General features: G+C 73.0%; 24 protein-coding genes. 8 read left to right on the forward strand and 16 right to left on the reverse strand.

All coding sequences use genetic code 11. The features are described from left to right. Nucleotides 1–67: 67 nt before the first annotated feature. The gene (locus LZG04_RS32805; RefSeq protein WP_233824437.1) at nucleotides 68–1240 is read right to left on the reverse strand and encodes a PrsW family intramembrane metalloprotease; all 1173 of its coding nucleotides are present in this window, start codon (nucleotides 1238–1240) and stop codon (nucleotides 68–70) included. Nucleotides 1241–1270: 30 nt separating this feature from the next. On the opposite strand from LZG04_RS32805, the gene LZG04_RS32810 reads away from it, so the two are divergent. The 3 genes from LZG04_RS32810 (at nucleotide 1271) to LZG04_RS32820 (ending at nucleotide 3803) form a co-directional block, all read left to right on the forward strand. Next, a complete protein-coding gene (locus LZG04_RS32810) occupies nucleotides 1271–2182 on the forward strand; it encodes an SAM-dependent methyltransferase (RefSeq protein WP_233824439.1) in 912 nt (303 codons plus the stop codon). Between the two features lie 67 nt (nucleotides 2183–2249). Further along, entirely contained in the window at nucleotides 2250–2696 is a 447-nt protein-coding gene (locus LZG04_RS32815) for a DUF1203 domain-containing protein (RefSeq protein ID WP_233824441.1), read from the forward strand. Between the two features lie 42 nt (nucleotides 2697–2738). Next, nucleotides 2739–3803, forward strand: a complete 1065-nt coding sequence (locus LZG04_RS32820) for an NADH-quinone oxidoreductase subunit D (protein WP_233824443.1) — start codon at nucleotides 2739–2741, stop codon at nucleotides 3801–3803. 3 nt (nucleotides 3804–3806) lie between these two features. On the opposite strand, the gene LZG04_RS32825 is transcribed toward LZG04_RS32820, so the two are convergent. Genes LZG04_RS32825 through ftsH form a run of 8 tightly spaced genes read right to left on the reverse strand, consistent with a single transcriptional unit; the run spans nucleotide 3807 to nucleotide 11294 of the window. Further along, nucleotides 3807–5480, reverse strand: coding sequence for a DUF6779 domain-containing protein (locus LZG04_RS32825; RefSeq protein WP_233824445.1), 1674 nt, complete (start codon nucleotides 5478–5480; stop codon nucleotides 3807–3809). 50 nt (nucleotides 5481–5530) lie between these two features. After that, nucleotides 5531–5983 (reverse strand): DUF3180 domain-containing protein, encoded by a 453-nt coding sequence (locus LZG04_RS32830; RefSeq protein ID WP_233824447.1) that lies wholly within the window; start codon nucleotides 5981–5983, stop codon nucleotides 5531–5533. 17 nt (nucleotides 5984–6000) lie between these two features. After that, on the reverse strand, nucleotides 6001–6657 hold the full coding sequence (locus LZG04_RS32835; RefSeq protein WP_233824449.1) for a maleylpyruvate isomerase family mycothiol-dependent enzyme: 657 nt from the start codon (nucleotides 6655–6657) through the stop codon (nucleotides 6001–6003). 53 nt (nucleotides 6658–6710) lie between these two features. After that, on the reverse strand, nucleotides 6711–7193 hold the full coding sequence (gene folK, locus LZG04_RS32840) for a 2-amino-4-hydroxy-6-hydroxymethyldihydropteridine diphosphokinase (RefSeq protein WP_233824451.1): 483 nt from the start codon (nucleotides 7191–7193) through the stop codon (nucleotides 6711–6713). Further along, the gene (gene folB / locus LZG04_RS32845) at nucleotides 7186–7566 is read right to left on the reverse strand and encodes a dihydroneopterin aldolase (protein WP_233824453.1); all 381 of its coding nucleotides are present in this window, start codon (nucleotides 7564–7566) and stop codon (nucleotides 7186–7188) included. The genes folK and folB overlap by 8 nt, the downstream gene beginning before the upstream one ends. Nucleotide 7567: 1 nt before the next feature. Then, the gene (gene folP, locus LZG04_RS32850) at nucleotides 7568–8356 is read right to left on the reverse strand and encodes a dihydropteroate synthase (RefSeq protein ID WP_233824597.1); all 789 of its coding nucleotides are present in this window, start codon (nucleotides 8354–8356) and stop codon (nucleotides 7568–7570) included. A 29-nt stretch (nucleotides 8357–8385) separates the two neighbouring features. Then, nucleotides 8386–9009, reverse strand: a complete 624-nt coding sequence (gene folE / locus LZG04_RS32855) for a GTP cyclohydrolase I FolE (protein ID WP_233824599.1) — start codon at nucleotides 9007–9009, stop codon at nucleotides 8386–8388. A 17-nt stretch (nucleotides 9010–9026) separates the two neighbouring features. Beyond that, a complete protein-coding gene (gene ftsH / locus LZG04_RS32860) occupies nucleotides 9027–11294 on the reverse strand; it encodes an ATP-dependent zinc metalloprotease FtsH (protein WP_233824455.1) in 2268 nt (755 codons plus the stop codon). 420 nt (nucleotides 11295–11714) lie between these two features. Here ftsH and LZG04_RS32865 point away from each other — a divergent pair, with 420 nt between their 5' ends. Then, on the forward strand, nucleotides 11715–13415 hold the full coding sequence (locus tag LZG04_RS32865) for a substrate-binding and VWA domain-containing protein (protein WP_233824457.1): 1701 nt from the start codon (nucleotides 11715–11717) through the stop codon (nucleotides 13413–13415). A 54-nt stretch (nucleotides 13416–13469) separates the two neighbouring features. On the opposite strand, the gene hpt is transcribed toward LZG04_RS32865, so the two are convergent. The 4 genes from hpt to dacB form a co-directional block, all read right to left on the reverse strand. Then, entirely contained in the window at nucleotides 13470–14021 is a 552-nt protein-coding gene (hpt, locus tag LZG04_RS32870) for a hypoxanthine phosphoribosyltransferase (protein WP_233824601.1), read from the reverse strand. Nucleotides 14022–14038: 17 nt separating this feature from the next. Next, nucleotides 14039–14950, reverse strand: coding sequence for a tRNA lysidine(34) synthetase TilS (gene tilS / locus LZG04_RS32875; protein WP_233824459.1), 912 nt, complete (start codon nucleotides 14948–14950; stop codon nucleotides 14039–14041). Then, on the reverse strand, nucleotides 14947–15960 hold the full coding sequence (locus LZG04_RS32880) for a zinc-dependent metalloprotease (RefSeq protein WP_233824461.1): 1014 nt from the start codon (nucleotides 15958–15960) through the stop codon (nucleotides 14947–14949). The genes tilS and LZG04_RS32880 overlap by 4 nt, the downstream gene beginning before the upstream one ends. A 157-nt stretch (nucleotides 15961–16117) precedes the next feature. After that, the gene (gene dacB, locus LZG04_RS32885) at nucleotides 16118–17467 is read right to left on the reverse strand and encodes a D-alanyl-D-alanine carboxypeptidase/D-alanyl-D-alanine-endopeptidase (protein WP_233824463.1); all 1350 of its coding nucleotides are present in this window, start codon (nucleotides 17465–17467) and stop codon (nucleotides 16118–16120) included. A 381-nt stretch (nucleotides 17468–17848) separates the two neighbouring features. On the opposite strand from dacB, the gene LZG04_RS32890 reads away from it, so the two are divergent. Next, nucleotides 17849–18355 (forward strand): inorganic diphosphatase, encoded by a 507-nt coding sequence (locus LZG04_RS32890; RefSeq protein ID WP_233824465.1) that lies wholly within the window; start codon nucleotides 17849–17851, stop codon nucleotides 18353–18355. 75 nt (nucleotides 18356–18430) lie between these two features. Here LZG04_RS32890 and LZG04_RS32895 read toward each other — a convergent pair whose 3' ends face one another. Next, nucleotides 18431–20095: an MDR family MFS transporter gene (locus tag LZG04_RS32895; RefSeq protein WP_233824467.1), complete on the reverse strand. Its 1665-nt coding sequence runs from the start codon at nucleotides 20093–20095 to the stop codon at nucleotides 18431–18433. Next, nucleotides 20095–20610, reverse strand: coding sequence for a MarR family winged helix-turn-helix transcriptional regulator (locus LZG04_RS32900; RefSeq protein ID WP_233824469.1), 516 nt, complete (start codon nucleotides 20608–20610; stop codon nucleotides 20095–20097). Before LZG04_RS32900 ends, LZG04_RS32895 begins: the two co-directional genes overlap by 1 nt. A gap of 127 nt (nucleotides 20611–20737) precedes the next feature. Here LZG04_RS32900 and LZG04_RS32905 point away from each other — a divergent pair, with 127 nt between their 5' ends. The 3 genes from LZG04_RS32905 to LZG04_RS32915 all read left to right on the forward strand — a co-directional run bounded on the left by LZG04_RS32905 (nucleotide 20738) and on the right by LZG04_RS32915 (nucleotide 22994). Next, on the forward strand, nucleotides 20738–21190 hold the full coding sequence (locus LZG04_RS32905; RefSeq protein WP_233824471.1) for a DUF4442 domain-containing protein: 453 nt from the start codon (nucleotides 20738–20740) through the stop codon (nucleotides 21188–21190). 168 nt (nucleotides 21191–21358) lie between these two features. Further along, nucleotides 21359–22033 (forward strand): thermonuclease family protein, encoded by a 675-nt coding sequence (locus LZG04_RS32910; RefSeq protein ID WP_233824473.1) that lies wholly within the window; start codon nucleotides 21359–21361, stop codon nucleotides 22031–22033. A gap of 10 nt (nucleotides 22034–22043) precedes the next feature. Then, on the forward strand, nucleotides 22044–22994 hold the full coding sequence (locus LZG04_RS32915) for a TIGR03617 family F420-dependent LLM class oxidoreductase (RefSeq protein WP_233824475.1): 951 nt from the start codon (nucleotides 22044–22046) through the stop codon (nucleotides 22992–22994). Here the strand turns inward: LZG04_RS32915 and LZG04_RS32920 are convergent. Further along, on the reverse strand, nucleotides 22981–23160 hold the full coding sequence (locus LZG04_RS32920; RefSeq protein ID WP_233824478.1) for a hypothetical protein: 180 nt from the start codon (nucleotides 23158–23160) through the stop codon (nucleotides 22981–22983). The two genes, LZG04_RS32915 and LZG04_RS32920, sit on opposite strands and share 14 nt — an antisense overlap. Between the last annotated feature and the right edge of the window lie 103 nt (nucleotides 23161–23263).

A 23263-nucleotide genomic window follows, 5' to 3' on the forward strand; every position in this document is an offset into this window, starting at 1 on the left:
TTCCAGTCCCGATGCTCGGGTACCGGACGACGGCCGCGAGCGTAATCCGGTGCGGTGCGGGCAACCGTCAACTGCGACGAACGCCACCCGCGGCCTTCAGCGCACCCGGCGCGTCGACGGCGGCCTGACGTGCGGCGACGAGGGCGGCGAGCAGCTGGGCGTGACGTGCGTCGGCGTCGTGGCCCGCCGTGCCGTTGGCCATCCGGTGCCGCAGGAACGCCAGTTCCGTGGCGGCCACCTGGTAGCCCGCGACGGCCTTGGCCGCCTCGTCGCCGACCTTGCGCTTCACGGTGCGCCGCCACCGGCTGCGGCCCTGCAGGCTCGCCAGCAGGGTCACCTCGCTGGAGGCGATCCACTTGTTGGCGGCCATGGCGGGCAGCTGGCCCGCGACGATGCGCTGCTCGCGGCGGCGCTGCCAGACGACCATGAGCACCATGCCGGCGAAGATCGGCACCATGATCAGGAAGTACAGGTTGATGAACGTGGAGCCGGTGCCGACGGTGGTGGAGAAGTTCCACAGCGAGTGCAGGCCGGCCGCGCCGAGGTAGCCCAGGACCGGCGCGACGACGCGGACCCCGCGGCTCGCGGTCATGGCCGCGATGCCGATGCCGATGCCGGTCATCGACGTGAACAGCGGGTGCGCGAACGGGGAGAGCACGCCGCGCAGGATGAACAGGGCGATCACGCCGCTGCCCAGGTCGCCGAACCCGCTGTCGGAGAAGACGCGGGCGAAGTACCAGATGTTCTCGGTGAACGCGAAGCCGGCGGCCGTGACGCCCGCGTAGACCACGCCGTCCACCACGCCGTCGAACTCCTGGCGGCGGCGCAGGAACAGCACCACGATGAACGCGGCCTTCGCGGCCTCCTCGGTGATCGGCGCGCCCACCACGGCGGCGAACGTGCTGCCGTCACCGCCGTCGATGAGCTGGCCGAGCACGTGCGCGGTCTGGTTGAACACCAGGGAGGTGATCGTCGCGCCGCACGCGCCCCAGAAGAACGCCAGCAGCAGGATCTTCGCGGGTTCGGGTTCCCAGCGGTCGACCCACAGGTAGGCGCCGATGACGGCGAGCACGGGCAGCAGCGCGGCCACCGCGCCGACCAGGATCGGCAGCAGGCCGGTCCGGGAGGTGCCGAGGCCGAGCAGGACCAGCCCGGACACGCCCAGCGCGATCAGGCCCAGGACCGGGAGCAGGACCGTCCAGCGCTGCTGGTCGACGCGCTTGCGGGCGGGAGTGGTCACGAGGGGAAACCTTAAAGGGACACTTGACCGATGGTGGACTCGGAAGCCCTCTGGCGGGAGGCGCTGTACGGGCCGTCGGGGTTCTTCACCCGCGGCGAGGTCCCGGCCGACCACTTCCGCACCGCCCCGCTGGTGGGTCCTGAGCTGGCCGAAGCGCTGCTCGTGCTCCTCGAACGGGTGGACTTCGCGCTGGGTCGGCCGGCCCGGCTGGACTTCGTGGACGTGGGCGCGGGCGGCGGCGAGCTGGCGGGCGCGGTGCGCGCCCTGGCCTCGGGCTCGCTGGCGGCGCGGCTGGTGGTGACGGCGGTGGACCTGGGGCCGGCGCGGTCGGTGCCGGGCGTGCGGTGGCGGTCGACGCTGCCGTCATCGGTGCGCGGGTTGCTGGTCGGGCACGAGTGGTTGGACGCGGTGCCGTGCCCGTTGGTCACCGGACCGGCGTCGCACCCGTGGCTGGACCGGTGGTGGCCGGTGCGCGACGGCGAACGCGCGGAGCTCGGGCAGCCGAGGGACGAGGCGTGGGCGGACGCCGTGTCCCGGGTCGAGCGCGGCGCGGCCCTGGCGGTGGACTACGGGCACGTGCGCGCGGATCGGGTGGCGGGCCGGTACGCGGCCGGCACGTTCGCCGCGTACCGGGGCGGCCGGCGGGTGGAGCCGGTGTTCGACGGCACGTGCGACCTGACCGCGCACGTGGCGCTGGACGCGTGCGCCGAGGCGGCCGGCGGCGAGTGGGTGCTGGTGTCGCAGCGGGACGCGCTGGCCGCGCTGGGGTTCGTCGGGGCGGTGTCGCCGGGCGAGCCCGACTGGCTGGCCGCGGCCGAGCGGGCGTCCCGGATCGCCGAGCTGCGGGCCGAGGGCGGCCTGGGCTCGTTCGGGTGGTTGCTGCACGCGGTCGGCGTGCCCCTGTCCGCCCTGCTCCCGCCGCTGCCCCCGTGGCGGCCCTGACCGGTCCGCGGGCTCGACGGCCGAAGACCGCCGGCGACCGTGACCGGGCGCGGCGAAGGTCGGGTGCATGAGGATCCACGCACTGCCGGACGACGTGCTCGACCGGGCGCGCGAGCTCGCCGGCACCGACGAGCACCACGAGTGGCACGCCGAGTCGCCGGGCGCGCCGCTGCGCTGCTGCCTGCGCAAGGCCGGGCCGGGCGAGCCGCTGGTCCTGTTCCGCCACACGCCGGGCGCCGGCACCGGGCCGTACGAGGAGCTGGGCCCGGTCTTCGCGCACGCCGAGCCGTGCGACGGGCCGGCGACCACGGCGCGGTTCCCCGAGGCGTTGCGCCACTCGTCGCGCACCCTGCGCGCCTACACCGCCGACGGCCGGATCCACGGCGGCGAGGTCGTGGAGCCCGACCGCCTCGACGACCGCGTGGCCGCCCTGCTCGACGACCCGGAGGTCGCCGAGGTCCAGGTCCGCAGCGTGTCCCACGGCTGCTTCCTGTTCGCCATCACCCGCGGTTAGGGCTCGCCCGGCGCGACGGCGCGGCCGTGCGACCATGACCCGGTGGAGATCACCGTTGGCGTGGGCGCCGGCGCGCGCCACCTGGGCGTGGACCGGGTGGTCGACCTCGGTCCCCTGCACCCGTCGGCGCACGGCGCGTACCGGCTGCAGCTGACCGTCCGCGACGACGAGGTCATCACGGCCGCCGCCCCGCTGGTCGGGCACCTGCACCGGGGCGCGGAGAAGCTGTTCGAGGTCCGCGACTACCGGCAGGTGCTGACCCTGGCCAACCGGCACGACTGGCTCGCCGCCTTCTGCAACGAGCTGGCCGTCGCCCTGGCCGTCGAGCGCATGACCGGCATGGACGTCCCGCCGCGTGCCCAGGCGTTGCGGGTCGTGCTGTGCGAGCTGAACCGGGTCATGGCCCACCTGGTGTTCCTCGCGCCGCTCACCGGCACGCGGGACCGCGACGCGGTGCAGGCCGTGCTGGAGGAGGCGTCCGGCGGCCGGATCCACTTCATGGCCAACCGGATCGGCGGCCTGCGCGAGGACGTGCCCGCCGGCTGGACCGACCGGGTCCGCGAGGTGCTGTCCACTGTGGACCCCGGCGAGCCGCCGGAGGGGTTGGCGGGCCTCGGGGTGCTCGACCGCGACGCCGCGCTCGCGTACGGCGTCACCGGCCCGATCGGCCGGGCGTCCGGAGTGGACTTCGACCTGCGCCGCGACGACCCGCTGCCCGGCTACCGCGACCTCGGCGTGCGCCCCGTCGTGCGCGCCGAGGGCGACGCGCTGGCCCGCGTGCGCTGCCTGGTCGACGAGGTCCACCACTCGGTCGCGCTCGTCCGCCAGTGCCTGGACCACCTGCCGGCCGGTCCGGTCAACCTGCGCCTGCCCAAGGCGGTCAAGGCGCCCGAGGGCTCGGTCTACACCTGGGTCGAGGCGCCCCTGGGCACCTCCGGCGTGCACCTCGCGTCACGCGGCGAGAAGACGCCGTGGCGGCTGAAGCTGCGCACGCCGTCGTTCAACAACGTCCAGGCGCTGTCCGCGCTGCTGCCCGGCACGAAGGTGTCGGACCTGCCCGCGGTGCTCGGGTCGTTCGCCGTGGTGGTCGGCGACATCGACAAGTGAGCCCTAGTCCTCGCGGCGACGGCGGCGGCGCGGCGAGTCGGCCCCGCCGAACGCGGCCAGCAGCTCGCTGACCGACTTGCCGTCCGCGTGGGCCCCGGCGGGCTCGACCGGCTCCGGCGCGCTGCGCCTGCCGGACGGCTTCGGGGCGTCCTCCCACGAGTCCCAGTGCTCTTCGGCCCGACGGCGGCCACCCGACTCGGGTTCGGCCGCCCGGCGCCGGCCCTCGGGCGTCACGGCGGCCGACGCGGCATCGGCCGAACGCCCGCCGACCACCTCCGGCTCGGCCGGGCGGCGGCGACGCGACTCGTCCTCCGCCGGGCTCCGGGGCGCGGGTTCGGCCACCGGCACGTGCTCGCCGGTCAGCTCGGCGCGCGCCGCGGGCCCGCGGGCCTGCTCGACCGGGTCGGGGCGACCGACGGGCCGGTGCTCACCGGTCGGCTCGGGCCGTCGACCGGGCTCGGCGGCCGGTTCCGACCGCACGACCCGGCGCACGGGCTCACCCGCCGCGGGCCGACGAGCGGCCTCGACGACCGGATCGGGACGGACCTCCGTCGGCCGCTCGGCCGCCGGGTCCGGCCGGCGCACGGGGTCGACCGGCCGGTGCTCGCCGGTCAGGTCGGCCCGGGGCCGGCGCGCCTGCACCGGGCGGTGCTCGCCCGTCAGCTCCGCCCGCGCCGTCGACGCCCGGCGCACGTCCGCCGGCGTGGCGCGCTGCTCGCCCGCCGACTCGCCCGCCCGCCGCACGGGGGCGTCCGCCAACGCCTCCCGGCTGATCATCTCGGTCCGCTCGGCCACCCGGCTGCGCCGCTGCACGGTGTGCTCGGTCTTGGACGGCTCGGCCGGCCGGGCCGGTGCCGCGGGGGCCGACAGCCGCGCCGCCACCTCCCGGTTCACGCGCTCGGTCGGCTCCGCCTTCGCCGGCTCCCGCCGCACGACCACCGGCGTCGCCGGGCGCGGCTGGGCCGCCGCACGGGCGGGCTCACGCCGCGCGGGCTGCGCCTGCTCGCGCCGCGCGGGCTCCGGGCGCGTCGGTTCGGGACGCCGCACCTGGTCCTTGCGCGAGGTGTCCGCGCCGATCCGCTCGATCAGCTCGGTCCGGTCGGGCTGCGGCTTGTCCGCGGCCTTCTTCGTCACCGGCACGGCGGGCCCGGCGTTGATGATCCGCTGGTCGCCCACCGCCATCAGCCGCGACTGGTCGGACAGGGCGCGCATCCGGGTCGACTCGGCGCGCAGCGCCACCCGCTCGACGAGCACCTCGCCGCCGAGCAGGGCCTCCAGGTTCTCCCGCAGGGCGCGCAGCTCGCCGCGCAGCGCCTCCAGGTCGTCCTTGGCCTCCTCCCGCACGCGCTTGCGGGTCTCGGCCTCGACCTCCAGCTCGTACTCGCGCCGGGCCGCGATCTCGCGCTCCAGCTCGAGCTCGTAGACCGACTGCAGGTCGGCCACCTCGTCCTCGCGCTCGGCGACCTGCTTGCGGTAGCGGGCCGCGAGGAACGCGCCGACCAGCGCCGCCCACAGCGCGGCCACCACGGCCAACCGCAGCCAACGGGCGTTGTCGCTCAGCACCAGCACCGCCGCGGCACCGAGTGCGAGCGCCAATGCCGCTACCAGCAGTAGTCGCCCGGAGCCACGACCGCGATCCTGCTGCTCGTCATCGTCCGACGCGCCTCGCCCGGTCATGGCGTCTACCGTACCGGTCAGTTACCCGATTGAGACCTCCGCGTCCGTATCTACTGATCCAGGTGCGGGTCGTCGGGCGTCTTGCAGCACCGTTCCAGCCACAACGCGGCGGCGATGAGCACGGCCGAGCACACGACGCCGACGATCGCGCTCACCACGTCGTGACCGGCCGCCTCGAACTCGCCGCGCGCCGGCAGCACGTGCACCAGCACCCCCGCCCAGGCGCCGAGCATGATCGCACCGAGTAGCGACGACGCCTTGGCGAACGCCACCGCCCGCGCCGCGGTCAGCGGCTCGACGGGCCGTGCGCCGGGCTTGCGCAGGATGCGGGCGCGCAGCGAGAACGCCAGCCACACGTTGACGATCGCGATCACCAGCAGGGTGAAACCGGCGAACGTCGGCAGCGGCGGCAGCGTGTCGTAGGCGAGCCTGGTCAGCAGGTGCGCGACCAGGCCCGCGACGAGTCCGGCGGCGAGCAGGTCACGGGGCTTGGTGAACCTCACGCCACCATCGTCCCCGACTACTCGACCAACGCGGTCTCGCGCCTGCCGAACAGCGACAGCACGGGCAGCCACGGCCCGGGATCGGTGTCCCAGTCCAGGGTGCGCACCTGCTCGTCGTTGCGCCGACCGCCCAGCACCCGCAGCAGCTCGAACGACGACGTCCGCAGCCCGCCCGCGGGCTCGCCCTCGCCCACCACCCGGTCGCCGTGCTCCAGCGTGACCCTCAGCGCGGGCAGGTGCTGTTCCCGAAGCCGCTTGTCCAATTCCTGCAACGGTCGCGTCAGCGCCGCCCGCACGGCCACGTTGTCCCGCTCGCCGGGCCGTCCCAGCGCGGTGCGGATGTCGTGCTCGTGCGAGATGATCTCCGCGATCAGCACCGCGCCCATCGGCGAGTCGAACAGCCCTTCGGCGACCTGGAAGTTGCGCTCCCACTCGACCAGCAGCTCACCCATGCTCCGGCCGCGCCGCTCGGTGACGTGCCGCTCGCCCCAGGAGCCGTCCGCGACGCCCTCGAACCGCTGCTCGGCGAAGTCGCCCAACCCGACGGCCAGGTGCGCCACCACGTCCCGGACCGTCCACCCCGGACAGGCGGCGACGGGGGCTTCGGGGTCGCCGCCGGTGGCCAGGCTGATGATCCGCCGCCGGGCGGCGTCGTAAGTGACCGCGTTGCTCATCGCGCCACCTCCGCGCCCACGCTAACCCCGCCGCACGCGCACCGCAGCGCCGTTCACGTCAGGCGCAGGTCATCCCTGCGGGTGACCCCGTCCAGCCCCAGGCGGGCCAGCAGGTCGCGCGCGGGACCGTGCCCCGGCACGACGGCGTCCGGCTCCACGTCCAGCCACGGGGCGAGCACGGACGCGCGTTCGTGCGTGCCGGGGTGCGGCAGCAGCAGTTCCGGGTCGGACGAGCGCACGCCGTCCACCGTGACGACGTCCACGTCCAGCGTGCGCGGGCCCCACCGCCGCTCCCGGACCCGCCCGGCCGCCCGCTCCAGCTCCTGGCCGCGCCGCAGCCAACCCCACTCGTCCACGTCGCCGGACACGATCAGCACCGCGTTGAGGAAGTCGTCCTGGTCCGTCACGCCCCACGGCGCGGTCTCGTACACCGGCGACGCCGCCACCAGCACGTCGGCGAACCCGGCCACCGCGAGCCGCAGGTGGCCCAGCCGGTCGCCCAGGTTCGACCCGAGCGACAGCACCGCCCTAGTCACGCGTGCGCCTGATCGTCACCGAGACGTCCTCGAACGCCAGCGGGATCGGCGCGGACGGCTTGTGCACGGTCACCTCGGTCGCCCGCACCCGCAGGTCGGTCATCACCTCGTCGGCGATCTTGCCCGCGACCGTCTCGATCAGGTCGTACGGCCCGCCCGCCACGATGGCCGCCGCGCGCTCGGCCAGCTCGCCGTAGTGCAGCGTCTCGCGCAGGTCGTCCGTGGCCGCCGCGCGCGACAGGTCCAGCCACGCGGTGACGTCGACCAGGAAGTCCTGCCCGTCGCGCTTCTCGTGCTCGAACACGCCGTGGAACCCGCGCACCCGCAGGCCCCGCAACGAGATCCGGTCGGAAACCTCCGCTGGGACGCTCACGTCAGTGGGCACCTCCGCTCCTCCAGGCCCGAGCCACCGCGACCGCGTCCAACGACCGGTCGACGTCGTGCACCCGCACGCCCCACGCGCCCGCGAACGCCGCCAACGCCGACACCGCCGCGGTCGCGTCCTCCCGGCCGTCCGGGGCGCGACCGCCCAGCAGCGCGCCGAGGAACCGCTTGCGCGACGCGCCGACCAGCACCGGGAAACCCAGCTCCAGCAACGCGTCGAGGCCGTGCAGCAACTGCCAGTTGTGCGTGGCGTCCTTGGCGAACCCCAGGCCGGGGTCGAGGATGATGGCGTCGGACGCGACACCGGCGGCCAGGGCGGCGTCCACCCGGCGGCACAGCTCGTCGCGCACGTCGCGCACCACGTCGTCGTACACGGCCAGCCGGTCCATCCGGTCGCTGTGCCCGCGCCAGTGCATCAGCACGTACGGCACGCCCGCCGACGCCACCAGCGGCGCCATCGCCGGGTCGGCCAGCCCGCCGGACACGTCGTTGACGATCGACGCGCCCGCGTCCAGCGCGGCCCGCGCCACCTCCGCCCGCGTGGTGTCCACGCTGACCGGCACGCCCTCGGCGACCAGCGCCCGGATCACCGGGGCGACCCGGGCGGCCTCCACGTCCGGCGACACCCGGCCCGCGCCGGGGCGCGTCGACTCGCCGCCGACGTCCACCAGGTCCGCGCCGCGCCGGAACATGGCCACGCCGTGCGCCACGGCGTCGTCCAGGTCGAGGTACCGGCCGCCGTCGGAGAACGAGTCCGGGGTGACGTTGAGCACGCCCATCACCACGCAGTGCCCCGGCCTGGGCACGCTCACCGGGTACGTCCCTTGATCAGCTCGATCGCCTCCGAGCGCGACGACGCCGAGGTGCGCAGCAGCCCGCGCACCGCCGACGTGGTGGTCCGCGAGCCCGGCTTGCGCACGCCGCGCATGGCCATGCACAGGTGCTCGGCCTCGACCACCACGATCACCCCGCGCGGTTCGAGCCGGCGCATCAGCGCGTCCGCGACCTGCGACGTCAGCCGCTCCTGCACCTGGGGCCGCTTGGCGTACAGGTCGACCAGCCGGGCCAACTTCGACAGCCCGGTGACCCGGCCGTGCTCGTTCGGGATGTACCCGACGTGCGCGACGCCGTGGAACGGCAGCAGGTGATGCTCGCAGAACGAGAACATCGGGATGTCGGTGACCAGCACCAGCTCCTCGTGGCTCTCGTCGAACGTCCTGGCCAGCACGCCGTCCGGGTCGGTGTGCAGCCCGGCGAACAGCTCCCGGTACGCCCGCGCCACCCGGGCGGGCGTGTCGCGCAGCCCCTCGCGCTCCGGGTCCTCACCGCACGCGAGCAGCAGCTCGCGCACCGCCGCCTCGGCCCGCCGCTGGTCGAAGGGCCGGCGCGCGAGACCGGCCCCCCCGTTCGCGGAGGGGCCGGTCTGGTCGATCGCGGTGCCGTGCTCGGTCACGTGCGGTTGTCCGGGTCGGTGTCGAAGGACCGCTTGCCCGCTTCCGCGTCCGTCGGCTCCGGCTGCCACTGCGGCGGCTGCGCGCCGTGCGAGTGGGCACCGCCGCCGGGCACCGTCGCGGGCGTCCACCCGGGCGGCGCGCCGTAGTTCGGCGGGCCGGACGACGGGTGCTGCGGCTGCGGCGGGTAGGGCTGCTGCTGCGGCTGCGGCTGCTGGTAGGGCTGCGGCTGGTACGGCTGCGGCTGGGCGCCGTGGTGGCCGTTCGGCGGCGCGGGCACCGGGTCCGGGATCCGCGGGTCCGCGTCGAGGGTGTCCTCGATCGCGGGCGGCCACGGCTCGCCGCGCTCCTTGGCCAGTTCCGCCGGGGTCTTGACCGGCGGCTTGTCCGACGGGGTGCGGTGCCCGAAGTCGTTGAACTTGGTGATCCGCGGGCGCTTCTCGACCTTGGCGAAGATCCGCTCCAGGTCCTTCTGGTGCAGCGTCTCCTTCTCGATCAGCTCCAGCGTCAGCGCGTCGAGCACGTCGCGGTAGGTGTTGAGCACCTCGTACGCCTCGGTGTGCGCGGCCTCGATCAGCTCGCGGACTTCCTCGTCGATCTCGTGCGCGACCTCGAGCGAGTAGTCGGCCTGCCGGCCCGCGGTGCGGCCGAGGAACGGCTCGCCCTGCTCCTGGCCGTACTTGACCGCGCCGAGCCGGGCGGACATGCCGTACTCGGTGACCATCGCGCGGGCGATCTTGGTCGCCTGCTCGATGTCGTTGGACGCGCCCGTGGTCGGCTCGTGGAAGACCAGCTCCTCGGCGGAGCGGCCGCCCAGCGCGAACACCAGCCGGGCGATCATCTCGGACCTGGTCATCAGGTCCTTGTCCTCCTCGGGCACGGACAGGGTGTGACCGCCCGTCCGGCCGCGGGCCAGGATCGTGACCTTGTAGACCGGGTCGATGTCCGGCATCGCCCACGCGGCCAGGGCGTGCCCGGCCTCGTGGTAGGCGGTGATCTTCTTCTCCTTCTCGGAGATGATCCGGCTCTTGCGGGCCGGGCCGCCGATGACGCGGTCCACCGACTCCTCCAGCGCGGCGCCGGTGATGACCGTGCCGTTCTGGCGCGCGGTGAGCAGCGCGGCCTCGTTGATCACGTTGGCCAGGTCGGCGCCGGAGAAGCCGACGGTGCGCTTGGCCAGGCCGTCCAGGTCCGTCTCGGGGGCCAACGGCTTGCCCTTGGCGTGCACGCGCAGGATCTGCTTGCGGCCCTTCAGGTCCGGCGCGGACACCGGGATCTGCCGGTCGAACCGGCCGGGGCGCAGCAGCGCGGGGTCGAGGATGTCGGGCCGGTTGGTCGCCGCGATCAGGATGATCCCGCCGCGCGAGTCGAAGCCGTCCATCTCCACCAGCAGCTGGTTGAGCGTCTGCTCGCGCTCGTCGTGGCCACCGCCGAGGCCCGCGCCGCGGTGGCGGCCGACCGCGTCGATCTCGTCGACGAAGATGATGCACGGCGCGTTCTGCTTGGCCTGCTCGAACAGGTCGCGCACCCGGGAGGCGCCGACACCGACGAACATCTCCACGAAGTCCGAGCCGGAGATCGAGTAGAACGGCACCCCGGCCTCGCCGGCCACGGCGCGCGCGAGCAGCGTCTTGCCGGTGCCGGGCGGGCCGTACAGCAGCACGCCCTTGGGGATCTTCGCGCCCAGGGCCTGGTAGCGGCCCGGGTTCTGCAGGAAGTCCTTGATCTCGTAGAGCTCTTCGACGGCCTCTTCGGCGCCCGCGACGTCGCCGAACGTCGTCTTGGGCATGTCCTTGGACAGCTGCTTGGCCTTGGACTTGCCGAAGTTCAGGACGCGGTTGCCCCCGCCCTGGGCGTTGTTCATCATCCACATCAGCAGGAGCAGCAGCAGGCCGAGCGGGACCAGGTACAGCAGCATCTGCATCAGGAACGAGTCCTGGGTGACCTTGGTCTCGACGACCGGCTTGTTGCTCGCCTGGTCGAGGATGGTGAAGACCTCGTCCGTCGAGCTCGCCGGGAACTGGGCGCGCACGCGGTTGCTGCCCTCGACGGTCACCCCGTCGTTGAGGGTGAGCTTGAGGAGCTGCTCCTTGTCCTCGATCGTGGCTTCCTTGACCTGGCCGTCCCTGATCTGTTGCAGTGCCTGGGACGTCTTGATCGGGGTGTAGCCCCGGTTGTCGTCGAAGAGCACGTTGAAGGCGTAAAAGAGCAGCAACACCGCCACGATCCACAGCAGCGGGTTGCGAAGCAGGCGCTTGCGGTCCATGCACTTACGGCCGGCGGGCGGCCTCGACCCTCCCTGACTTGTCGACGGGCGCAGACGGGCACACCCGTCCGACCAGACTACCGCCCATGGCTCGGGCGAAGCGCTCCGCGTGCGGGCCCTGTCGCGTCTTGCCGGACCAACGGGCGAGGACGGCCCCGGGTTCCCGTGGTGACCGTGAACACGCGCCGCAGGTCAGCGAGGTTCAACCGGTCGGGGGAATCGATCATGAACCGGGCGGGGGCCGTGCCCGTAACACTCACCAAGGGTGACTCGCTACCAGCAGGTAGCGACCACGTGAGCGACACTCGCGTGACGTAGAACACGAGAGTTTGTCATGTGAGTGAGCCGTGTCATCCTCGGCAACCACCGAGTGTTCTTCGCGCACCCGAAAGGGTGAACACCGACCGAAGGTACGAAGCCATGGCAGCTCGCAACCCGGACGGCCCCGGCCGCCTCCGCCGCGTCCTCCTGCCCGTCGGCGCCCTGATCGGCGTCATCGCCGCGGCGGGCGTCACGGTGGTGGCGCTGCGAGCCACCAGCGGGCCCGAGTGCAGGGGCACCCTACCCCTCAAGATCGCGGTCACGCCCGCGATCGAGGAGGTCGTGCGCGGCGCGGCCGACGACTACCAGGCCACCCAGCCCGTGGTGGACGGCAGGTGCGTCCAGGTGCAGGTCGAGGCGCGCGGCGCGGCCGACGTGGCCAACGAGCTGCCCACCGCCCAGATCAACCCGCCCGCGCTGTGGGTGCCGGACTCGTCGATGTGGGCCGCGGAGGCCCAGCGGCACGCGGGCGACGAGGGCGAGGAAGCACCGCGGCTGGACATCGGCGACCCGCTGGCCAGCTCGCCGCTGGTGATCGCGGGCTCGGAGCCCGCGATGACCGCGCTCGGCTGGCCGATCACGCCCGTGAGCTGGGCCAAGGTCGTCGACCCCAAGGTGCCGGTGACGTTGAGCGACCCGACCACGTCCACCGAGGGCCTGGCCACGCTCGCGGTCATCCGCGCGCAGCTCGGCAACCCGGACGGCACGCCGAAGCCGGAGCTGATCGGCGCGCTGCTGCGGGTCGGCCGCAACGCGCTGCCGTCGGTGCGCGACGCGTTCGGCAAGGTCGCGCAGGGCGAGGAGAACGCGCCGGTGTTCACCGCTTCGGAGCAGTCGGTGCTGGCGGCCAACCGCGCGGCCGCGTCGCGCCGGGTCGTCGCCTCCTACCCCAAGGAGGGCACGGTCGCGTTCGACTACCCGCTGGTGCGGGTGAACCGCGTGAGCGAGCAGGCGGGCACCGCGCAGGCCGCGGAGGGCTTCGCCAAGGCGTTGCGCGCCGGCCGAACCGCCCAGCGGTTCGCCGAGGCCGGGTTCCGCACGCCCGACGGCAAGGCCCCCGGCGGCTGGACCAACGAGGAGGACGGCGTGCGCGGCGACGACGTGGCCGTGCTCAAGACGCCCGACCCCGACCAGGTCTCCGAGCTGCTGCGCACGTGGGGCGCGGTGAACCTGGACACCCGGCTGCTGGCCGTGCTGGACGTGTCCGGCTCGATGGCCGAGAAGATGAGCAACGGCCAGACCCGGGTCGAGGCGGCCCGCGAGGCGGCGCTGACCGCGTTGGGGATGCTGCCGGACACCTCGGAGATCGGCTTGTGGGCGTTCTCCACGAACAAGAAGCCGCCGAACGACTGGATCGAGCTGGTCCCGATGGGTCCGCTGGGCGAGCCGATCGGCGGCGCGCCCCGGCGGGTGCAGCTGCAGAAGGGCGCGGGCAACCTGCCCGGCCTGGTCGGCGGCGGCACGTCGCTGCACGAGACGGCGCTGGCCGCGTTCCGGCACGTGCAGCAGACCTACGACCCGTCGAAGATCAATTCCGTCACGCTGATCACCGACGGCAGCAACGACGACATCTCCAGCATCGACCTGCCCACCCTGGTGGCGACGCTCAAGCGCGAGGTCGACCCGGCCCGACCGGTGCCGATGATCATGGTGGGGCTGGGCGCGGACGCGGACATGAACGCGTTGCGGCAGATCGCCGAGGCCACCGGCGGCAAGGCGTACCAGGCGATGGAGCCCGAGGACATCCGCGGCGTGCTGCTGGACGGCATCTCGCAGCGGCGTTGCCGGCCCAACTGCTGAGCCACCCGTGATCGGGGGGCGGTCCCTGCACGAGGCCGCCCCCCGACCACGTCGTCAGCTCGAGTAGACCTTCGGGTCCAAGGTGCCGATGTAGGGCAGGTCGCGGTAGCGCTCGGCGTAGTCCAGGCCGTAGCCCACCACGAACTCGTTCGGGATCTCGAAGCCGACGTACTTCACCGGCACCTCGACCTTGACCGCGTCGGGCTTGCGCAGCAGCGTGCAGACCTCCAGCGACCGGGGCTTGCGCGAGGCCAGGTTCTTGAGCAGCCACGACAGCGTGAGGCCGGAGTCGATGATGTCCTCGACGATGATCACGTCGCGGTCCGCGATGTCTCGGTCGAGGTCCTTGAGGATGCGCACCACGCCGGAGGACGAGGTCGACGAGCCGTAGGAGCTCACCGCCATGAACTCCAGCTGCACCGGCACCGGCAACGCCCTGGCCAGGTCGGTCATGAACATCACCGCGCCCTTGAGCACGGTGATCAGCACCAGGTCGTTCCCGCCGTCGGCCGGGTAGTCAGCCGCGACCTTGTTGGCCAGCTCGGAGACCTTGTCGCTGATCTCCTGCTCGCTGATGAGCACGGAACTGATGTCGCCGTCGTACACGGACGGTTCCCCTTTTGTCATGACTGCACTGGTTCCACTCGCAGCCTGCCATGCGCACGCCGCGCCACAAAGCCGCCGGGCAGCCACACACCGCCCTGCCCGCGCCACTCGCTCACCAGCGCGTCCACCCGGCGCAGGTGCGAGTCGGACAACTCGGGCACCTTCTCCTCCAGCAGCCACCGCCGCAGCACGCGCCGCCGCAGCGCCGTCGGCAGCCGCTCGACCTCGGCCACCGAGCAGCGGTCGCCGTCGAACGCCTCGGCCAGCTCGTCCAGGGCGTCGCAGTCCTCGCGCAGGTGCGCCGCCGTGCGGGCCAGGGCGTCGGCCACCCCGCCCTGGAGCACCTCCTCCAGCAGCGGCAGGACCTCGCGGCGCAGGCGGACCCGCGTGTAGCGGGGGTCTTCGTTGTGCGGGTCGTCCCACGGCGCCAGGCCCAGCTCGGCGCAGGCGGCCCTGGTCGTGGCGCGGGACACGCGCAGCAGCGGACGGCCCCACGGCGGGTCGTGCGGGCGCATCCCGGCGATGCTGCGCGGCCCGGAGCCGCGGCCCAGGCCCAGCAGGACGGTCTCGGCCTGGTCGTCCCGGGTGTGGCCGAGCAGGACCAGGCCGCGCTGCGGTCTCAGCGCCGCGTACCTGGCCTTGCGGGCAGCCGCCTCAGGTCCACCCGATCCGGTGACGTGCACGCGACGCACCTCGGCGGTGAGGCCGAGCTCGCGGCACGTGCCCGCGGCCCGTGCGGCGACCTGCGCGGAGTCGGCTTGCAGGCCGTGGTCCACGACGACGGCGGACGCCTCGGTGAGGCCGGCCGTGACGGCGGCCAGGGCGAGCGAGTCCGCGCCGCCGCTGACGGCCACCGCGACCCGCTCGGGCCGGTGTTCGGCGAGGAAGCGCTTGACCGCGGTGCGCACCTCGGCGAGCGGTCCGTTCACGGTTGGACGCGACGCAGCCAGCCCGCCGGGTCAGCGATCTCGGCGCGCGTCGGGAGCGTGTCGGGGCTGGTCCAGACGGTGTTGAAGCGGTCCATGCCGACCGCGTCGACCACGTGCCCGGTGAACGCCGCGCCCTCGGCGTACTGGCGGACCTTCGCCTCCACGCCCAGCAGGGTGCGCAGTACGCGGTCGAGCACGCCGCCGCCCTGGCGGCGGGCGGTGAAGCGCTCGCGGATGGTGCGCACCGACGGCACGACGTCCGGGCCGACGGCATCCATCACGTGGTCCGCGTGGCCCTCCAGCAGCGTCGACAGGGCGATGAGCCGGTCCAGCACCTCGCGCTGGCCGGGGCTCTGGAGCAGCTCCACCAGCCCACCCGCCTCGCGCAGCCGCTTGGGCAGGTCGCGCAGGCGTGGCCCGGAGCTGTCGTCCATGCTGCCGAGCAGGGTGGCGACCAGGCCCGCGAAGTGCTCGGCGAGCCACGGCACGGCGGTGAACTGGAGGCGGTGCGTGCCCTCGTGCAGGCAGACCCACATGCTGAAGTCCTCGCCGGAGACGTCCAGCGCCCGCTGCGCGCCGACGATGTTCGGCGCGACCAGCAGCAGCCTGCCGCCGCCGGAGAACGGGTCGTACTGGCCGAGCACCCGGCCGCTGAGGAACGCCACCACGACGCCCGCCTGGACGCCCGCCGTGCCCGCGAGGACGCCGCTGAGCGCGCCGGACTGCTTGGGCAGGGCGCCGTCGGTGAGGGCGGCGAGGCCCTGCACGGCGGCGCGGACCCAGCCGGGCCGGTCGACCACCTCGCCCTGCCGCAGCGGCAGGCCGTGGCCGAGGCCGGTGAGCTCGCGCACGTGCACCTCGGCGTCGACGGCGAGCTCGCGCAGGCGGTGCACGGCCACGTCGGCCTCGGCTCTGGGCACGATCGGGCCGGGGCGGACGAGCCTGGTCGCCGTGGTGACGGCCAGGGCCCAATCGACCGGGGCACTGCGGTCCTGCGTCGCCGGGTTCACGCTCCTGACGCTACCTGCGCGAGCCGCCCGAACGTAGAACTCACCGGTCCCGAAGGTTCGACACACGCAACCCGAACGTAGGACTCGCGCGCGAGTCCTACGTTCGGAACGCGAGAGTCCTACGTTCGCGACCGGTGAGTTCAACGCTCAGGACGGCTCAGCAGCCGCAGCTGCGCAGTGCGGCGGCCATCTCGTCCAACGCCCCGCGCACCTCGGCGGTGCTGCCGGCGTTGCCCGACATGAACGCGAACACCAGCAGCCGCCCGTCGGTGTCCACCACGACGCCCGCCAGCGTGTTCACGGCGGTCAGCGTGCCCGTCTTGGCCCGCACCCAGCCGCGCCCGCCCGCGCCCCACTGCTCGTAACGGCTCGCCAGCGTGCCGCTGCCGCCGGCCACCGGCAGGGCCGTCAACAACGGCCGCAGCTTCGCCGTCTTCGGGTCCGACGCGTCCGGCTTCGCCGCCGCCACGAGGACGTCCGCGAGCAGCTTCGCGGGCACCTTGTCGTTCGGCGACAACCCGCTGCCGTCCACGATCGTGGACGTCGACAGGTCGAACCCGTGCTCGGTCAGCACGTCCCGCACCGCCTGCGCCGCCCCCGCGAACGACGGCTCCAGCCCGCGCGCCTTGGCCACCTCCCGAGCCATCACCTCGGCCAGCACGTTGTCCGAGATCTGCATCAGGTTCTCGACCAGCTGGTCCACCGGCACGGACTTCACCTCGCCGAGCACCTGCGCGCCCGGTGCCGCCGCACCCGCCGCCACCGCCGTCACGCCCAGCCGCTGCGCGAGCGCCTGCGCGGCCGCCGCGGCGGGGGTCGACGTGCGCCGCACCTCGTCCTTCGTCGGGTCCTCACGCCCGCCGTCCAGCATCACGGGCTCGATCGGCGCGACGTACCCGCCCGGCACGTCGTCGGGGTGCCAGCCGGGCGCGGTGCCGGGGCCGACGTAGCGCGACACGTCGTACTGCACCTGCGTCACCTGGCCGGCGGACGCGCGCACCTGCGCGGCCAGGTCGTCGATCGTGGCCGCGCCGGGGTACACGGTCGGCTGCCCGGCGGGCAGGGACGACAACGTCGGGTCGCCGCCACCGACGAGCACCACCGTCCCCGGCTGCGCGCCCCGCACGACCTTGGTCGACAGCTGGGACGTGTGGTCGAGGGTCAGCAGCGCCGCCGCCGCGGTGAGGATCTTGATGGTGGACGCGGGCGTCTGCGCCGCCGTCTCGCCCTGGTTCCACAGCGCGGTGCCGGTGGCCGGGTCCACCACGACGCCCGTCAACGGCGCCAGCAGCCCGTTGCCCGCCGGACCGGCCAGCACCGCCCGCACGCCGGCGGGCGTGGGCGGGGTGCCGTCCGCGCCGACGCCCTTCATCGCCAACGACACCGGCGCGGGCGGCAGCGGCGCGGCCGTCGTCGCGGCGGGCGTGGCGTCGAACCAGCCCCGCTGCGTGCCGACCACCGCCGCGCCGGCGAGCGCGATCACCAGCAGCACCGCCGCGGCCACCACGAACGGACGCTTGCGTCGCCGGGCCGGCGGCGGCGGTTCTTCACGTTGCGTGATCGGTTCAGGGACCGGTTCAGGTTCCGACTTGATCTCTTTCGGCGGCGGCCCGGCGGGGGTCGGGGAGGGCTTCGGCGGCACCGGCGCGGGTGTGGCGGGCACCGGCGCGGCGATCCTCATGGTGGGCGGGTCAGGCCGCCTGACCTGCACCGTCGGCGGCTCGCGGTCGACCTCGTCGCCGTCAACGGTCGGCCACGATGGCTCGTCGGGCACGCAGTCCTCCGCGGTCGAGTACGGGCAACGTCACACCCTCGGCAAGGGGTTGACGAGACGTCGTAGTCCACACTAGTGGCGTAACGAACGGCGAAGACGAGCGAGGACCGCGCAGTGGAGTTCGACGTCACCATCGAGATCCCCAAGGGGGTCCGCAACAAGTACGAGATGGACCACAAGACGGGGCGCATCCGGCTGGACCGGACCCTGTTCACGGCCACTCAGTACCCGGCGGACTACGGGTTCGTCGACGACACCCTGGGTGAGGACGGCGACCCGCTCGACGCCCTCGTGCTCGTCCAGGAGCCGACGTTCCCGGGCTGCCTGATCAAGGCGCGCGCGATCGGCATGTTCCGGATGACCGACGAGAAGGGCGGCGACGACAAGCTGCTCTGCGTCCCGGCGGAGGACCCGCGCTCGGAGCACCTGCGCGACATCCACCACCTCAACGAGTTCTACCGGCTGGAGATCCAGCACTTCTTCGAGGTCTACAAGGACCTGGAGCCGGGCAAGAGCGTCGAGGGCGCCACGTGGGTCGGCCGCACCGAGGCCGAGGCCGAGATCGTCCGCTCGTACCAGCGCCTGAAGGACGCCGTGGCGCGCGGCGAAGAGCACCACTGACGGCACGGTTCGCCGAACTGACGTGCGAGAGGCCCGCTCCCCGATCGGGGAGCGGGCCTCTTCGTCGTCGACGGGTCAGTGCATCGCGACGGGCGCGGCCTCCGCCTTCTCGTCCTGCACCCGCTCCAGCCCGGAGCGGTTGGACAGCGGCACCTCGCGCAGGAACCAGATCACCGCGAACCCGACCAGCGTGACCATGCTGCCGACCAGGAACACCAGGTCGATCGAGCCGGAGAAGCCGTCCAGGAACGGCCGGGCCAGCACCGGGTCGAGCTTGGTCAGGAACTCGGTGTTGTCCAGGTCGAAGCCGGAGCCGGTCTGCATGCCGACGGCGAACTCGCGGTTCTCCGGCCGGGCCAACGCCGCCTGGAAGTCGGGCGTGGCCGCCGCCGTGCGCAGCGCGTCGCCGATCTTGTCGCCGACCGTGCTGAACAGGATCGACAGGAACACCGCGGTGCCGACCGTGCCGCCGATCTGGCGGAAGAACGTGGCCGACGAGGTCGCCACGCCCATGTCGCGCGGCTCGGCGTCGTTCTGGATGGCCACCAGCAGGGTCTGCATGCACAGACCCAGGCCGGCGCCCAGGAAGAACATCAGCACCAGCGGCTGGAACAGCGGCGTGTCCGTGCCGACCGTGCTGAACAGGAACAGCGCGATCGTCATGATGCCGAACCCGACGACCGGGAACACCTTGTAGCGGCCGGTCTTGGCGGTGATGTTGCCGCTCGTGCCCGCCGCCATCATGATGCCGAACGTGAGCGGCAGCATCATCAGGCCGGACTGGGTGGCCGTGTAGCCCTTCACGATCTGCAGGTACAGCGGCAGCGACACCATGCCGCCGAACATGCCGACGCCCAGGATGAAGTTGATCGTGTTGCCGAGCGAGAACGTCTGCCGCTTGAACAGCCGCAGCGGCAGCAGCCCCTCGTCGCCCATGCGCTTCTCTACGAGCACGAAACCGGCCAGGCCCAGCACGCCGATGACGTACATGGCGATCGCGGTGCCGGACGCCCAGCCCCACTCGCGGCCCTGCTCGGCCACGATCAGCAGCGGCACCAGGCCGACGGTCAGCAGGCCCGCGCCGACGAAGTCGATGCGGTGGTTCACCCGCTTGTGCGGGATGTTGAGCACCTTGGCCACCACGACCAGCGCGACCAGCGCGATCGGCACGTTGATCAGGAACACCCAGCGCCAGCCGGCCGTGCCCAGGAACGTGTCCATGCCCGCGAACAGGCCGCCGACGACCGGGCCCGCGACGCTGGAGATGCCGAACACCGCCATGAAGTAGCCCGTGTAACGGCTGCGCTCACGCGGCGAGGTGATGTCCGCCAGGATCGCCATGGCCAGCGACATGAGGCCACCCGCGCCCAGGCCCTGCACCGCGCGGAACGCGGCCAGCTCGTACATCGAGTTCGCGATGCCGGACAGCAGCGAGCCCGCGAGGAACAGCGAGATCGCGGTCAGGTACATCGGCTTGCGGCCGTAGATGTCGGACAGCTTGCCGTACAGCGGCGTGGAGATCGTCGCGGTGATCAGGTACGCGGTGGTCGCCCACGCCTGGAGCGTCTGGCCGTGCAGCTCGTCCGCGATGGTCTTCATGGCCGTGGCCACGATCATCTGGTCGAGCGCGGCCAGGAACAGCCCGAGCAGCAGGCCCGACAGGATCGTCAGGATCTGCCGGTGGGTGAGCAGGGCGGCGCCGGGTGGCGGCGCGTCCGCTCGGGTTGTCGTTTCCGACATCACTTCTCCCCTTCTGAGCGCGGCCCCAGTCCGCTCTCAGCGATGAAATCCGGTAGCGCCTTCTCGTAGTCCCCCACGAAGCGCTCGAAGTACTCGATGAACTCGGTCCACTCCTGCGGGGACCAGTCCGTGAACAGGCGGGCCAGCGCGAGGTTGCGCTGCGCGCGGCGCTCGGCGAGCAGGCGTTCGCCGGCCTCGGTCACCGCCAGCACGCTCGCCCGGCCGTCCTCCGGGTCGGCCCGGCGCTCCACCAGGCCGTCCTTGACCAGCGTCGCCACCTGGCGGCTGACCGTGGACGGGTCGGAGAACACCGCCTCGGCCAGTGCGCTGGAGCGGGACGGCCCCAGGTTGGCGAGGTTGGCCAGCAGCACGAAGGACGCCTTGTCCAGGCCCGACTTGCTCATGTGCGCGGCGACGCAGGCGTGCATCTTGTTCATGCGCACCAGGGCCATGCCGAGTCGGTCGGCCAGGGCGAGCTCGTCGGCTCGCACCTCGTCACTCAGCGGGGTCGCCATCGCACACTCCGTTTGCTTGCATCAACCAACTAGTTGCTGAATACAAGCATGCGCTCAAACGGGTGACTTGGCAAACCGGATTCCCGTGACGCCCGTCTCCTTGTTACCGACGGGTAGCATCGCGGCCATGAGCGCTGACTACTCGTTCGTCGCCGACGCGATGAAGCAGGCCGTGCCGTGGGTCAAGACCGTGGGCGTGGAGTTCCCCGAGGTCGCCGCCGACCGGGTGGTCGCCGAACTGCCCGACCGCGAGGAACTGCGCAACCACGTCGGCGGACCGCACGCCGCGATGATGTTCGGCGTCGCCGAGACCGCCTCGGGCGCGGTGGTGATGGCCGCCTTCGCACCGCACCTGACCAAGGCCACCCCGCTGGTGGCGCGGTCCGAGATCGCCTACAAGAAGCTGGCGCTGGGCACGCTGCGCGCCGAAGCCGTCCTGGGCCGACCGGCGGCCGAGGTCGTGGCCGAGCTGGAGTCGGGCACGCGGCCGGAGTTCCCCGTCGCCGTCACGATCACCGACGCGCAAGGCGTGACGACCGGCGAGATGACCGTCGTGTGGACCCTGCGCCCCAACCGCTGACCTACAGTGATCAACCGACCGTGCCAAGTGACGTGGGTAACACCCGGTCGCGGCACGGACGATGAGGCGGGCATGGCAGGTAGACCCGCAGGCCCGGCGGATTCGGGGCCGTTAGCTTCCTGGCGCAGGCTCCCCCGCAAGCGCCGCGTCCTCATCACCGTCGGTGTCGTGCTGTTGTTCTTGTTCATCATCGGCATCACCAATCAAGAGCCGGAGAACGGCACCCCGCGTGCGCTCACCGCGGCGACGGGAACCACGACCACCACGACCACCACGTCGACGACCACTTCTCCCACCACCACGACAACACCTCCCGTGACAGTGGCGGAAGTGGTCGACGGGCGCACGATCACCGTGTCCGGCGGGGCACGGGTGCAGTTGGCCGGCCTGGCGCAGCCGGGCGAGTGCTGGGCCGCCGCCGCGGTGGACTTCCTGAAGACCACGTTGGCGGGCAAGGAGTTGAGGGTCGTCGACGGCACGGTGCTGCTGCCCGGCGGCGTCGACCTGGCCGTGCACGTGGTGGGCAAGGGCCTGGCCCGTGCCGAGGGGGCCGCGTCCACCGCCGTCATCTCGGCCCAGGACGCGGCGAAGGCCGCCGGTCTCGGGTTGTGGGGCGCGCCCTGCGGTGGCGCCGACACGATCGCACCGCCGCCACCTCCCCCGCCCGCGCCCAAGCCGACCTACGACCCGCCTCCTCCCCCTCCCGCGCCCGAGCCGCAGGCGAACGCGTACTACGCCAACTGCGACGCCGTCCGCGCCGCGGGCAAGGCACCGCTCTACGCCAACCAGCCCGGCTACCGGGCCGCCCTGGACCGGGACAAGGACGGCGTGGCCTGCGAGTAGGTTCCGCGGCGTGAAGGTGGACCGGCTGGAGATCGAGTACGACCCGCGGACCGTGCTGGACGCGGCACGGTCCGCGCGGGACCAGGGCTGTGACGGGTTCTGGCTCGCCGAGACCCGGCACGACCCGTTCCTGGCGCTGGGCCGCGTGGCCGGGCGGGTGGACGGCGTCGAGCTGGGCACGGCGATCGCGGTGGCGTTCGCGCGCAACCCGATGAGCACCGCGGTGCAGGCCAACGACCTGCAGTTGCTGTCGGGCGGCCGGTTCAACCTCGGCCTGGGCTCGCAGGTGCAGGCGCACGTCACCAAGCGGTTCGGGATGCCCTGGTCACGGCCCGCCGCGCGGATGCGCGAGTTCGTGCTGGCGCTGCGGGCCATCTGGCACGCGTGGGCCACCGGCGAGCGGCTGAGGTTCCGCGGCGAGTTCTACACGCACACGCTGATGACGCCGTTCTTCGACCCCGGCCCGAACCCGCACGGTCCGCCGAAGGTGTGGCTGGCGGGCGTGGGCGAGCTGATGACCGAGGTCGCGGGCGAGGTGGCGGACGGGTTCCTGTGCCACAACTTCACCACCGAGCGGTACCTGCGGGAGGTGACGCTGCCGGCGTTGGCGCGGGGTCGGGCCAAGGCCGGGAAACCGCTCGCGGGGCTGGAGGTCAGCGGGCCGTCGCTGGTGGCGTGCGACGAGCGCGGCGTGGCCGAGGCGCGGCGGCAGATCGCGTTCTACGGCTCCACGCCCGCCTACCGCAAGGTGCTGGACCTGCACGGTTGGGGCGACCTGCACGAGGAGCTGCACCGGATGTCACGGCGGCAGCTGTGGGACGACATGGCGGCCGCGATCACCGACGACGTCCTGGCCGCCTTCGCGGTCGTGGGCACGCCAGCGCAGGTGAAGGCCGAGGTGGACCGCCGTTACGGTGACGTCGTCACCCGGATCGCCGCACCGGTGGTCAGGACCGGATGAGGTAACGGCCGCTGGGCTCGTCGCGCGACATCCAGTGCCGGAACAGCTCGGCCCGGAAGCGCGCCGCGGTCCTCCGCCGCACCCAGCGCCGACGGCCGACGCGCGCCGCCAGCACGGCCAGCGGCAGGGCCAGCACCGTCAGCACGACCATCGTGACCATCGCCATCACCTCCACGGTGGCAACGACACCGTCGCCCACACCTGACGCCAATGGTGAAAAGGTCACCCCGATGGAGCAGCATCGCCGATTCGGGCAGTAGTCGGCAAGG

The sequence above is a fragment of the Saccharothrix sp. S26 genome (genome assembly GCF_021390395.1).
Taxonomy (GTDB): Bacteria; Actinomycetota; Actinomycetes; order Mycobacteriales; family Pseudonocardiaceae; genus Actinosynnema.